The sequence below is a fragment of the uncultured Turicimonas sp. genome (genome assembly GCF_902477955.1).
GTDB lineage: Bacteria > Pseudomonadota > Gammaproteobacteria > Burkholderiales > Burkholderiaceae_F > Turicimonas.
Window position 1 is genome coordinate 1 of sequence record NZ_CABSJB010000012.1, and the last position, 13,166, is coordinate 13,166.

The window sequence follows — 13,166 nt, forward strand, 5'->3', positions numbered from 1 at the left end:
CCAAGCCTGCTTGGTCAAGTCATCATAAACAATCAAGGAATCCTGACCGCGGTCTCTGAAGTATTCACCCATTGTTGCGCCGGAGTACGGAGCAATGTACTGCATAGCAGCAGATTCGGATGCAGAAGCGGCAACGACGATGGTGTAATCCATTGCGCCGTATTCTTCCAATTTACGTACTACGTTGGCGATAGTAGAAGCCTTCTGACCGATAGCAACATAAATACAGATAAGGTCTTTACCCTTCTGGTTGATGATGGTATCGATAGCAACGGCTGTCTTACCAGTCTGACGGTCACCAATGATCAACTCACGTTGGCCGCGTCCGATTGGAACCATGGAGTCAACTGACTTCAAACCTGTCTGAACCGGCTGGCTAACGGACTGTCTGTCGATAACGCCAGGGGCAACTTTTTCTACAACGTCGTACTCGTCGGTAACGATTGGGCCTTTGCCGTCGATTGGCTGACCAAGAGCGTTGACAACGCGGCCAATCAAAGCCGGGCCGACCGGAACCTGAAGAATGCGACCTGTTGTCTTAACGATGTCGCCTTCAGAAATATGTTCATAGCTACCCAGAATAACAGCACCGACTGAATCTCTTTCTAAGTTAAGAGCAAGACCGTAAGTGTTATTTGGGAATTCAAGCATTTCGCCTTGCATCACGTCAGAAAGACCGTGAACACGGCAAATACCGTCAGTCACAGAAACAACTGTGCCTTCCGTACGAAGGTTGGTATTAAGACCCATCCCTTCGATTCGCTGCTTTAGCAGCTCGCTAATTTCACTCGGATTGAGTTGCATAGCTTAAAACTCCGTTATTAACTTGTGAGGGCTGCATGCATTTCTGCAAGACGAGCCTTAACTGTTCCGTCAAGTACCTTATCTCCGACAGAGATTTTCACTCCACCAATAAGAGACTTGTCAATCTCGATCTTTGGAAGCAATTTCAAACCAGGGAACTTGTTGCCCAAGGCTTTAACTAAAGAATCGACCTCTTCCTGACTTAATGGGAAAGGAGTTTCGATCAATACTTCTGCTTCAGATCTGTCTTGATGAAGAAGGTTTTTGAATTGCTCGGTAATAGACGGTAACGCCTCAAGTCTGCCATTCTCTATCAAGAGTTTCAAAAGCCGGATAGCTTCAGAGGGAATCTCTTTAGGCAGCATGCCGCGCAATAAACTGTAGATTTGTTCAGAACCCACCTGAGGGTCATTGATTAAATCTTGCAATGCTGGATCAACAACTATCTGATCGAGAGTTTCTAGAGCAAGCAAGACTTTATCAGCCAGACCCTCTTCCTTACTGTCCATAACAGCTGCATTAAGAGCTTCTGCATAGGGACGTGCAATAGTTGAGATTTCAGCCATGATTACAGTTTCGCCTTAAGTTGGTCTAGCAATTGCTGATGAGCCTTAGCATCGACTTCTTTACCTAAAATCTGAGAAGCACCGGTAACTGCTAAATGCGCAACTTGGTCCTTCAATTGCTCGCGGGCTTGTTGAATTTCTTGAGCAGCTTGGGCTCTGGCAGCAGCAATGATCTTGTCGGCTTCAACCTGTGCCTGAGCTTTAGCTTCGTCAATGATTGCCTGACCGCGTTTTTCGCCTTGAGCAACGATCACTTGAGATTGTTGGCGCGCTGTAGCTTCGATAGAAGCGCCTTGTTTCTTGGCTTCTTCGAGAGCATGCTCACCGCGATCGGCTGCTGCAAGACCATCGGCAATCTTTTTCTGCCGCTCTTCGATTGCTCGATTGAGCGGTGGCCAAATGTATTTCATGGTGATCCAAGCACCAACGAAAAACACAGCCATCTGTACGAACAGTGTTGCATTAATGTTCATTTTTCGATCCCTTTAAGCAATTCTTTTACAGAACTGCAGTTTGTCTGGAAAACCTAAGCGCAAAGTAAAGCTGGTTAGCCGACAAAAGGATTTGCGAAAGCGAACATCATGGCGATACCAACACCGATCAAGAAGGCGGCGTCGATAAGACCAGCGAGAAGGAACATCTTGGTCTGCAATGTGTTGATAAGCTCTGGCTGGCGAGCAGAAGCTTCGAGGTACTTGCTACCCATGATAGCGATACCGATACAAGCACCAAAAGCACCGAAGCCAATGATAAGGCCACAAGCTAAGGCAACATAAGCGACGTTTGTCATAACGAACTCCTTGTTAAATATGACGTAAACAAATCAAAAGAAAGAAAAGAAAATTAATGTCCTTCATGGGCCTGACCAATGTAGACCAAGGTCAACATCATCATAATGAAGGCTTGAAGCAAAACAATCAAAATGTGGAAGAGCAGCCAGCACAAACCGGCAATGAAGTGTCCAACCACACCGAAAATACTTAACCCGTCAAAACCTGCCCACAAACCGCCAAGCAAAGCGATAAGGAAGAAAACTAACTCACCGGCATACATGTTTCCAAAAAGTCGCATGCCGAGAGAGACTGTTTTGGCTAAGTATTCGATCAAATTCAGAAGGAAGTTAAATGGCCACAAAAGCGGATGATTTCCGAATGGAGCTGTGAAGAGCTCTTTGTTAAAGCCCTTGAGTCCCTTGACCTTGATTCCATAATAGATCATCAAAATCAATACACCGCAGGCAATGCCTAAAGAGCCGTTAAGGTCAGCGGTTGGAAGCGGACGGAGATAATGGATACCGAATGCACTGGCGATAGACGGGAACAAGTCAACCGGAATCAAGTCAATCGCATTCATAAATGCTACCCAGACAAAAACTGTCAAGGCTAAAGGAGCAATAAAGGTTCTGTCTCCATGGACAATGGACTTGGCTTGTTCAGAAACCATGTCAACAAGCATTTCTACTGCGCATTGGAATTTGCCCGGGACTCCTGGAGTTGCCTTACGGGCAGCCATATAGAGTAAACCGAGTGCTAACGCCATCATCAAAATAGAAAATACTGCGGTGTCAAAGTTGAAGACGGAGAAGTCAACAATACTTTGCTGCTTGACAGTGGATAGATGGGTTAAATGGTGCTGGATATATTCGGTAGCCGAGCCTGCCATGGTTATCAATCCTTCAATTACTTTCTGCTAGCTAAAGCAAAAACATGACTTAAAAGAACCGCTCCGCTGCTGATAATGAACGAGAGCCAGTCCAAATTCTTATAAAACATCGCCACAATCAAAAATCCGAAGATAATCATCGTGACTTTAAAAAACTCATACAAGAAAATCCCGAAAGGAGAGGCTTTCGCATTTCTCGTGACCCACATCATCAGGATCACAAGTAACGAAGGGAACGCACAAACCGCCCCTCCGCATAAAGCAGATAACCCACTATTTCTTCCCGAGAAGATCCAGAAAAGTAACGAACAAGAAAGGCATACAAAAAACTGCCAAAATACAACACGCCTTAAAGCAAACATTTGGCAGAAATTTCAATTAATTCAGTTACGCTATTTTTCATTTGTGCGCATTGTAATGAACCCAATTCAGTTAGGCAACCTAGAAAAGCGGCATATCATCCGTTTTAATGACCTCTTGGAAAATGACCTAGTGAAAAATACTTAAAATTTTGTGGACTAAATAAATCTGTCCCTAAAATCTCTTTTTCATAGCCGTCATTATTTACCCCAGAGGGGTCGTTCCAAACTTTATATATCCCTTGGACTTTAGAAGATTTTTAGAATCTTAAGAGAGGGACAAATTGGCTGTCTCTTTCAGATTTCGTCAGCCCTACTAGCTCAGATTATTTCTTATTTAACTTTTTCAATAAAGCCATAAGCTCTTCTTTATTGGCGAAATTCAAGACAATTTTGCCTTTTCCTTTTGCATTTGCTGACAATTTAACCGGAGTTCCGTAGAGCTTTCCTAGCTGTTTTTCGAATTTTGTGAAGTCCGGAAGTATGATTTCCCCTTCTTCGGCTGGTGTTTCGGGCTCTTCCTTCTGCTTCTTGATTTTCTCTACTAAGGCTTCGACCTGCCTTACCGATAAACCTTTTTTAATGATTTCTTCAGCCAGCTCAATTTGTTCTACTTTTTCTAGAGGAAGCAGGGCACGCGCATGTCCCATATCCAGCTCCCCGTTTTTTAGGTAAGTTTGAATTTCTTCCGGCAGACTAAGAAGACGAATTAAGTTGGAAACGGCTGATCGGGAACGGCCGACTGCTTGAGCAGCTTGTTCATGGCTGAAATTGAATTCTTGGATCAGTCTCTGGACACCCCAAGCTGCATCGATTACATTGAGATCTTCTCTTTGAAGGTTTTCGATAAGACCGATAATTAAGGCATCCTCATCACCTACCTCCAATATAGAGACCGGCACTTCTTTTAGACCGATCAGAGTAGCAGCTCTAAATCTTCTTTCTCCGGCAAGAATCTCGTAAGAGTTCTCTTCTACCTTACGAACAACAATCGGATTAATAATTCCTTTTTCCTGAATGGAATGAGCCAATTCTTGAATGCTTTCTTCAGACAAAATCTTTCTTGCCTGATATTTACCAGGATGAAGTTTTGCTAAAGGAAGTTTCTGAACATCTCCGTTAGGAGTTTTGGGTTCTAAAACATCTGCAACGGATTTCACCCCAAACATACTAGGGAGGCCCTTACCAAGCCCTTTTGTTTTCCTAGGTGTCATCTCAAGCTTCCTTCTTCTTTAAAGCTTTTCTCTTTTTCAAATTCTCTTTCTTTGCGAATTCTTCCGCAAAACTAGTATAAGCCTGTGCGCCTCTAGAACTCGGTTCGTACAGAACTCCGGGCAAACCGTAACCTGGAGCTTCGGCAAGTCTGACATTTGTTGGAATAACGGTACCGTAGACTCGTTTTCCAAAAAAGTTAATAAGCTCTTCACTTACTTCTTTCTGGAGCGTGACTCTAGGATCAAACTTCACTCTAAGAAGACCGGTAATTACTAAGTCACTATTAACCTGTTCTCTCACGGCTTTCACACTGATGACCAGGTCAGAGACCCCCTCTAAAGAGAAATATTCGCAAGTCATCGGAATAATCAAACCGTTGGAAGCGCAGAAGGCATTGATCGTCAAAATAGAAAGGGTAGGAGGGCAATCAATCAAAATCACATCGTACTGATCTTGAATTTGCTCTAATCCTTTCCGAAGCTTGAGTTCTTTGTCAGAACACTGAAGCAACTCTTCTTCCGCACCGGCTAATCTTCTATTTGCACCTAAAACAGAGTACCCCGCAGCTTCCGAATATTGAATTGCATCCGAGATAGAGGCATCTTCATTCAGAACGTCATAAACAGAAAGATTTAAGGTATTTTTTTCTAAGCCACTCCCGGTTGTTGCATTTCCTTGCGGGTCCAAATCAACAAGCAAGACTTTGTAACCTAGCTTGCCAAGTGCGCCGGCTAGGTTGACGGTTGTAGTTGTTTTTCCGACGCCGCCTTTTTGGTTAGCGACGCTATAAATCTTTGCCATTTACCTCTTCCTGACCTTGTTTATGACCTAGTTGGGGACGACGTCCCGCAATCTGAAATTATTTAGTGTACTGTTTATGCACGGCTATTTTAAGTTAATTTAGAAAACTCGCAGGAGGCAAGTATTACGATTCGAATATTTTGAGAACTCAATACTTGTTCGAGAACGGTAAGAAAATGGATCAGACACTCGCTAATTCAAACGGCAGCACGCAAGCGTCAGCAGAGATTATGCTGCCTGCCGAACTGACAGCGGCTTGCTCTAACCAATATTGGAGCAAAGTTATTTCCCCTTCTTCTAAACCTGTTGTATTCAACGCTCAAAATGTCAAGATTTGTGACGAGTCCGGCATCGCTCTATTATTTCAAATTAACCACGCCGGCCCCAACGTCAAGCTGATTAACACTCCTCAAGACATACAGCAAGTGTATGTCACGATGACTAAAAATCTTACGGCTCAACCTCCAGCTCCTAAGCAAAGAGAAGGCTTTATCGTTGCCTGCGGTGCCTGGCTAAATACTTTCCTTCAAGGAACCAAAGCTAGCTTAACTTTCTTGGGAGAGAGTCTTTGCGCCATCTGCTCTCTATTTATCCATCCTCAGCGCTTCCGGCTAAAAGAAATTCTCAGCGTCAGCGACGACACCGGAAGCAACGCTGTCGGGATTGTGTGCCTAATCGGCTTTTTAATGGGTGTGATTATTGCCTTTGAAACTGCTTTGGTCGCTCAGATTTTCGGTGCCGTTATTTTTGTGGTCAACGGAATCGGCATTGCCGTTACCCGCGAGCTCGGCCCTCTAATGACTGCCATTTTATTTGCCGGCCGCTCAGGCTCCGCCTTCGCTGCTCAGTTAGGAACCCAAAAGGTTAATGAAGAACTCAATGCCTTAACCACATTTGGGTTAGACCCAATGCACTTTTTAGTGGTCCCCCGCTTATTAGCATCCTCCGTGGTAGTACCCCTATTATCAGTTTTTGCTTCACTTACCGGGATTCTCGGGGGAGCGTTGGTCATGGGTCTATACGACATTACGCCGATGCAGTTCTACGTACAGTTGGTAGGCTCGATGACTCTCGGGGACATCTTCTTTGGTTTGGGTAAAGCTGTTATTTTCGGCTATGTAATTGCCTTAATCGGATGCGAATGCGGGATGAATACGGGAGCAGGCGCAGCTGCAGTCGGTATCTCGACCACCAAAGCTGTGGTTCGCAGCATTGTATGGATTGTCGTCATTGACGGCGTTGCGGCTTTGTTGGCAAACAGACTAGGTTTCTGATGATGATAGAAAACAATAAAAAATCAGTTATTCGGGTCGAAAACCTGACCATGGGGTGGCCGGGGAAGATTCTGTTGGAGAACGTCAGCTTCGATATTCTGCAAAATGAAATCGTTTTTATCATGGGAGGCTCCGGCTGCGGTAAATCCACTTTGATGAAAACAATTATCGGTCTTAACCCACCGATGGCTGGCGACATCCTAATCAGAGGGGAAAGCATCATTCACTCTGATCAAGAAAAGATAGCTGAAATCCAAAGAGGTCTGGGGATCATGTATCAGAGCGGAGCTTTGTTTGGTTCGCTAACGGTTTTAGAAAACGTCCGTTTTCCGCTGGACCAATTTACAAAGCTTCCAATGGCGGCCAAGAACCTGACTTCTCAGATGCTTTTAGCCGCTCTGGAAATGCCTCATGCCGCCAACCTGATGCCTGGGGAACTTTCAGGGGGCATGATCAAAAGGGCTGGTATTGCCAGAGCGCTTGCGCTAGGAGCCACAATTCTGCTTCTGGACGAGCCGAGCGCAGGTCTGGACCCTATTACTGCTGCCAACCTTGATGAAACAATTCTTAGGTTAAGAAAAAATTTGAACTGTACATTTGTAATAGTCAGCCACGAGCTGAAAAGTATTTTCCGGATTGCCGACCGCTGCCTCATGCTGGATCCTGTCAGCAAATCCATCATTGCCGACGGTTCTCCTGAAGAATTGAGGGAGCACTCTCCCAATCCGAGAGTTCGCCAGTTCTTTAACGCACAACCGGACGGTGAGGAATAATCTATGAATAACAATACAAAATTATTTAGATTAGGGTTGTTTGTTATCGCCGCTGTCCTTTTGATTATTGCCGCTGTAGTCGTTCTTGTAGGTCCTTCTCTTACTAAACCCAAGACCATCACTGAAACTTACTTTAAATACTCTATCAGCGGATTAGAAGTCGGCTCTCCGGTTAAATTTCGCGGCATCCAAGTAGGCGAGGTGAAAGAGATTCTTCTATCCACGGAAGCGTACCCGAAGTCAGCACAAGATGTAATCTCTAATCTGAACTCAGTGGCCGTAGTCAGAATGCAGCTTAATTTGCCGTCCGACAGTGTCCATCAAGAACTAAACACCTATATAAAAGAGGGGCTGCGAGCCCAAACTCAGTTAGCCGGTATCACAGGCTCTCTGTATATTTCCTTGGAATTTTTAGATCCTGAAAAGTATCCTGCTGACAGCATTTCTTTTACCTGGCACCCTGAATATCCATACATCCCATCGGCTCCGAGCTTAAGCAATGAAGTTATTGAAAACGTTAAAAATTTCCTTGCAGGCTTAGATGAGATGGATATCGAGAAGTATGTTTCCAACACGTTACCGGCAATTAATTCTCTTATAGTCAATTTGAACAGAATTGCAGAAAGCATCAATGCTTCTACCGTTCAAGACATCGGAACCAACTTAAATACTTTACTGACGAACACTGATACCAAGATTTCAGAAATCGACATTCAAAGTCTGAACGAACTTATTGGTCAATTAGACGCTGCCGCCAAGAATTTCGGAACTATGGCTCAGAAGACCAATACACGCAAACTCGTCGATAGCCTTACGCAACTTTCTCAACGGCTTAACGGCTTGGTCGGCAATAATCAGTACGAAGTTCAGCAGATTATTGCCAATATCAACCGAATTACTCAAAATCTTCAAAGTCTGAGCCGTGAGTTGGTCAATGACCCAAGTGCTCTCTTTGTCCCTCCGAAGAGCTCTACAGAAAAAGTGTTAAGAACAGGGGAGAAATAAGAAAATGATTAAGAAATTAACTTTAGCTGCCAGTTTTGCTTTTCTTGCCGGATGTTCGATTCTTCCGGACAGACCTCCTTTGAATTATTACGATTTTTCAATTTTGACTCCTCCTGCGACTGTTATTTCTTCTAAGAAGCTTCCTGCATCCGTCAGAGTCAACCTGCCGGATATTGCAACGCCTTACAACAGTCCTAAGCTGTACATCAAGGGCAAAGACAACCGCTTTTATGCAACTAATATCAATCGCTTAGTGGCTTCTCCCAACGATATTATCGGTGATGACCTAAGGCAATGGCTCGATAAGACAGGTCCCTGGAGTATGGTTTTAGCTCCAAACAGTCTTGCATCTCCGGACTATCAGATGACTATCTATATCTCTGAACTTTTTGCCAATGCTTCAGTTCAGCAGCCGGGAGATACAGTTATTTCGATGGATGTATCAGTAACGAGAGCTTCAAATGACAAACTGGTATTCAACAAACACTATCGGATAGTCACCCCGATCGAGCAGGAAAGCATCCCCGCGTTGATCAAAAGCTACTCAGTTGGCTTTAACAACTTATTCGAGAAGCTCACCCAAGACTTGAACCATAAATTCATCAAGTAATGCCTAATAATCATCTTGGCCGCTCAATTTTCGGTTGAACGGCCTTTTTATATGAGTTATAGAAATAAATTTTTATTCAGCCACTAGACGAAACCAAAACATAAAGAGTTTTGTTTGGAGGCAACAAAAGAATTCTCCAAGTTCGTAAAAAGCAAAAAAAATTCTCAAAAATACTGAGCCGACAAGGTTCTCCCTCTTTTGTAGGCATGGAAGTGACTATAGAATAACAGTTTGTGACATTCTGCTTTTTTTCAACTCTTAAAGAGGCTTCAATATGAAATTATTTAGTGTAGCAGCGTTGTCTGTTTGCTTCCTTGCTGGTTCTGTCAGCGCAGCAGAAACTCTCAACGCTTATTCCATCATGCCTGAGAAGTACGCATCCAAGGTATTTGCTGAATTCACTAAAGATACCGGAATCAAAGTTAACTTCCTGCGTTTCTCCTCAGGGGAAGCCTTGGCAAGATTGACAGCTGAAAAGGGCAACCCTCAGGTTGACGTTATGCTTGGCGGTCCTGCCGATACATATGCTGCAGGCGCTAAAGATCAGATTTTCGAATCTTACAGACCAAAAGATTCCGATGCTATCCCTGCAAATCTTAGAGACAAAGACAATCGCTGGACCGGTATCGGTATTATTCCTCTGTGCTTCTTAACTAATACTAAGTTCTTGGAAAAGAACAAGATGCAGGCTCCTACAAAGTGGGATGACCTCCTTGATCCGAAGTACAAAAACAACCTTCAGATGGCCGATGCCAGAACTTCCGGAACCGCTACAGAACGCATCTACTCTTTAGTTAAGGTTAAAGGCGAAGATCCTGCCTTTGAATATCAGAAGAAACTTAACGGCAACATCCAGATGTACACCAAGAGCGGTGCGGGCGGTGCCATGCCAATCGCTACCGGTCAATGCGCTTCCGGTATCTTCTACATTGTTGACGCTTTAGATATTAAGCAACAGGGTTATCCGGTTGTTATCACCTATCCGGAAGACGGTGTCTCCTACGGTATCGAAGCAACAGGTATCGTCAAGGGTGCTAAGAACCTGGACGCCGCTAAGAAGTTCGTTGACTGGGCTGCCAGCAAGAAATTCGCAGACTTCATCGTTGCCAACAAGATCAACTACGTTCCTACACGCAACGACGTTAAGACTTCCAATCCGCTTCTTGACCTCTCCAAGATCAACCTCAAAGACGTTGACACAACTTGGAAAGGCGAAAAGAGAAAAGAATATACAAACCGCTGGATCAACGAAGTCATTAAGTAATCAACATATTGATTTACTTAATTCTTAAAACTAAGGCCCCTTCGGGGGCCCTTAAACATAGGCAGCAAACCCATGGTCAAAAGCTCTGAAAAAAATGATCTGGTAACCAAATTTACTGTTTTTGCCTTATGGATGGCCATGGGTGTCTTTGTCGTCTACCCATTAGTCCGCTTATTAGGGGTTACTTTCTGGGTTGACGGACACTTTACCTTTGACAACTTAAAACCCTTCTTGGACAACTGGTACGACAGAAGGGCCATCGTCAACAGTATTGTTTTAGCGACAGCAGTCGGTCTGACCGGAACCATCATCGGTTTTATTTTTGCTTTTGCGGTGACTCGGCTTTCCATGCCGGGCTGGTTAAAATTCGCGATTTCAGCGGTAACACTTCTTCCGCTTATTTCACCTCCCTTCACCAGTTCCATCGCTTTAACTCTCTCCTTAGGCCCAAACGGCATCTTGCTTCAATTCTTCGGCCTGGACAACTTTAATTTCTACGGCTTTTGGGGCACCTATATTTCAGAAACTCTGACTTATTTCCCGATTGCCTTCATGACACTGACGACAATTCTTTTAAGAATTGATCCGAACTTGGAAGATGCAGCATATTCATTAGGCTCTTCTCCATTTAATGTCTTTAGAACAGTTACATTCCCATTAGCAGCTCCCGGTTTAGCCAACGCCTTCCTGCTCGTATTCTCCTGCTCACTGGCAGACTTCGCCACACCGCAGGTTTTAGGCGGTCACTCATTCCCGGTTCTGCCGACACAAGCTTACTTGCAGATTACCGGTATGTATGACTTCAAGGGCGGTGCTGCATTGTCCTTCCTGCTCATTATTCCCGCTTTGATTGTTTACGGTCTGCAGAATTTCTGGGTCAGCCGCAGAAGCTTCGTTACCGTTACCGGTAAAGCAGGCGGAAGAAGCTCCATCAAAGGCCCGGGTGCGCTTATTACTGGCGTCGTTCTCGGCACCGTGACCTTTATTTCGGCTTTTGTTCTGTATCTTTATTCCATTATTCTCATCGGTTCGCTCATCAAGGTTTGGGGTGTGGATAACTCTCTGACATTCGAGAACTACCATTACGTCTTTACCTTCGGCAGCAAGGCGATTAAAGATACTTTGATTATTGCCTGCGTCGGCACTCCGATCGGCGGACTGCTTGCCGTATTAATCGGCTATGTCACTAAGTGGCTTAAAGTTAAAGGCCATAAGACATTAGAAACGATTTCCCTGCTGAACTACACGCTTCCGGGTACGGTCGTCGGTATTGCTTACATTATTGCTTTTAACGACAAACCAATCGTGTTAACAGGTACCGTCTATATTCTTATCGCAGCCTATGTGTTCCGTTATTCATCAGCCGGTATCCGCAACGTGATTGCTTCTCTTACTCAGATTGATCCATCCATTGAAGAAGCTTCCACCAGCTTAGGCGCCTCTTCAGCCTATACGTTCTGGAGAATTACCGTTCCTTTGGTATTGCCGGCAGTAATGGCAGGTATGAAGTATTTGTTCATCCACTCCATGACCGCCATCAGCGCGACCATCTTCTTGGTCTCGGTTCACTGGTCTCTTATCACGACCCGCATTCTTGAATGTATGACTGAGCTGCAATTTGCTCAGGCCTGTGCATTCTCTATCGTTCTCATTATTATTGTTTTCATTGCTTCAGGCGTTATGTCTTTAATTGCGAAGACTGTCTGCCCTGTAGGTAATTCAACCGGAGGTCTCCGCTAAATGTCAGTTGCCCTTTGTTTACAAAATATCTCCCGCCATTACATTAAAGACGGAAAAGATTTTACGGCGGTCTCTTCGGTTGATTTGGAAGTTCAGACCGGTGAATTCTTAACATTCCTCGGGCCGTCGGGATGCGGAAAAACGACGACTCTTAGAATGATCGCCGGCTTTGAGACGCCCTCCAGCGGTGAAATTTTATTGGACGGTGAGAACATCACTAAAGTTCCGGCAAATGAAAGAGACATGGGATTCGTATTCCAGAACTATGCGCTCTTTCCGCATATGAAGATTTTTGACAACGTTGCCTACGGCCTGAAGATCAGACGCGAGACCACTGACTCCATCAAGAAAAAAGTCCATGAAGCCTTAGCAATGGTCGGCCTTGAAAACGCAGAAGGGAACTATCCTAACCAGCTTTCAGGGGGCGAACAGCAGCGCGTTGCTTTAGCTCGTGTATTGGTTCTCAGACCAAAAATCATTCTCATGGATGAACCGCTTTCTAACTTGGACGCTAAGTTAAGACTGCACATGAGAACTGAGATCAGACGCATCCAGAAAGATCTTTCTCTGACTTGCCTCTACGTTACCCACGATCAGAAAGAAGCTCTGACCATGTCCGACCGCATCATGGTTATGCAGCGCGGTCACATTGAACAGTTAGGTTCTCCGTTTGACCTCTATGACGATCCGGCTTCTCCTTTTGTTGCGGATTTCATTGGTCAGGCCAACCTCATCCCCGGCACTCTCGTCAGCAAGAACGGAGACTACGGCATTTTCAACGTTAACGGCAGAAATATTCAAGCCCGTCTAGGAAAGCAAAATCCTCCGGAAGTCGGCAAAGAAGCTTTATTGGTTGTTCGTCCGGAAAATCTTTCTTTTGCCTCCGGCTCTGAGAATGCTATTCCGGTAAAGATCGTGAATACTCTCTTTGAAGGAGACAAGATTGACTATCACGTTCAAGTTCAAGGCATTACCGACAAGACTTATTCCATGGGCATTCCTTTCTTACCGGGCATGAAGATTTTAGACGTAGGTCTCGAACGGGAAGCATCTTTTGTTCCGCAAGCCGGAGTCATTATTAGGAAATAAACCT

At 44.7% G+C, this 13,166-nt stretch carries 14 protein-coding genes and 1 pseudogene; 7 read left to right on the top strand and 8 right to left on the bottom strand.

What is annotated here, in order from left to right:
* From RDK53_RS04930 to RDK53_RS04965, 8 genes and pseudogenes are all read right to left on the bottom strand, one after another.
* Positions 1-804, bottom strand: a pseudogene (locus tag RDK53_RS04930) (F0F1 ATP synthase subunit alpha); the annotation flags it as partial.
* Between the two features lie 17 nt (positions 805-821).
* Positions 822-1,370, bottom strand: coding sequence for a F0F1 ATP synthase subunit delta (locus RDK53_RS04935; protein ID WP_066594720.1), 549 nt, complete (start codon positions 1,368-1,370; stop codon positions 822-824).
* Between the two features lie 2 nt (positions 1,371-1,372).
* Positions 1,373-1,843 carry a F0F1 ATP synthase subunit B gene (locus tag RDK53_RS04940; RefSeq protein WP_066594719.1) on the bottom strand — a complete coding sequence of 157 codons (471 nt, stop codon included), beginning with the start codon at positions 1,841-1,843 and terminating at the stop codon, positions 1,373-1,375.
* A gap of 74 nt (positions 1,844-1,917) precedes the next feature.
* Positions 1,918-2,160: a F0F1 ATP synthase subunit C gene (atpE, locus tag RDK53_RS04945; protein WP_008810358.1), complete on the bottom strand. Its 243-nt coding sequence runs from the start codon at positions 2,158-2,160 to the stop codon at positions 1,918-1,920.
* Positions 2,161-2,213: 53 nt separating this feature from the next.
* Positions 2,214-3,032, bottom strand: coding sequence for a F0F1 ATP synthase subunit A (gene atpB / locus RDK53_RS04950; RefSeq protein ID WP_308513555.1), 819 nt, complete (start codon positions 3,030-3,032; stop codon positions 2,214-2,216).
* Between the two features lie 17 nt (positions 3,033-3,049).
* Entirely contained in the window at positions 3,050-3,394 is a 345-nt protein-coding gene (locus tag RDK53_RS04955) for an ATP synthase subunit I (protein ID WP_308513556.1), read from the bottom strand.
* 323 nt (positions 3,395-3,717) lie between these two features.
* Positions 3,718-4,605, bottom strand: a complete 888-nt coding sequence (locus RDK53_RS04960) for a ParB/RepB/Spo0J family partition protein (protein WP_308513557.1) — start codon at positions 4,603-4,605, stop codon at positions 3,718-3,720.
* Between the two features lies 1 nt (position 4,606).
* The gene (locus RDK53_RS04965; protein WP_308513558.1) at positions 4,607-5,407 is read right to left on the bottom strand and encodes a ParA family protein; all 801 of its coding nucleotides are present in this window, start codon (positions 5,405-5,407) and stop codon (positions 4,607-4,609) included.
* Positions 5,408-5,583: 176 nt separating this feature from the next.
* On the opposite strand from RDK53_RS04965, the gene RDK53_RS04970 reads away from it, so the two are divergent.
* From RDK53_RS04970 to RDK53_RS05000, 7 genes are all read left to right on the top strand, one after another.
* Positions 5,584-6,681, top strand: coding sequence for an ABC transporter permease (locus RDK53_RS04970; RefSeq protein ID WP_308513559.1), 1,098 nt, complete (start codon positions 5,584-5,586; stop codon positions 6,679-6,681).
* Positions 6,681-7,454 carry an ATP-binding cassette domain-containing protein gene (locus RDK53_RS04975; RefSeq protein WP_308513560.1) on the top strand — a complete coding sequence of 258 codons (774 nt, stop codon included), beginning with the start codon at positions 6,681-6,683 and terminating at the stop codon, positions 7,452-7,454. Before RDK53_RS04970 ends, RDK53_RS04975 begins: the two co-directional genes overlap by 1 nt.
* A 3-nt stretch (positions 7,455-7,457) precedes the next feature.
* Positions 7,458-8,459, top strand: coding sequence for an MlaD family protein (locus RDK53_RS04980; RefSeq protein ID WP_308513561.1), 1,002 nt, complete (start codon positions 7,458-7,460; stop codon positions 8,457-8,459).
* A 4-nt stretch (positions 8,460-8,463) separates the two neighbouring features.
* Positions 8,464-9,069 carry an ABC-type transport auxiliary lipoprotein family protein gene (locus RDK53_RS04985; protein ID WP_308513562.1) on the top strand — a complete coding sequence of 202 codons (606 nt, stop codon included), beginning with the start codon at positions 8,464-8,466 and terminating at the stop codon, positions 9,067-9,069.
* 274 nt (positions 9,070-9,343) lie between these two features.
* On the top strand, positions 9,344-10,333 hold the full coding sequence (locus tag RDK53_RS04990) for an ABC transporter substrate-binding protein (protein ID WP_277036267.1): 990 nt from the start codon (positions 9,344-9,346) through the stop codon (positions 10,331-10,333).
* Positions 10,334-10,405: 72 nt separating this feature from the next.
* Complete coding sequence (locus tag RDK53_RS04995; protein WP_308513563.1) at positions 10,406-12,073, top strand: iron ABC transporter permease; 1,668 nt, start codon at positions 10,406-10,408, stop codon at positions 12,071-12,073.
* Positions 12,074-13,162, top strand: a complete 1,089-nt coding sequence (locus RDK53_RS05000) for an ABC transporter ATP-binding protein (RefSeq protein WP_308513564.1) — start codon at positions 12,074-12,076, stop codon at positions 13,160-13,162. It begins immediately after the preceding gene.
* Positions 13,163-13,166: the final 4 nt, after the last annotated feature.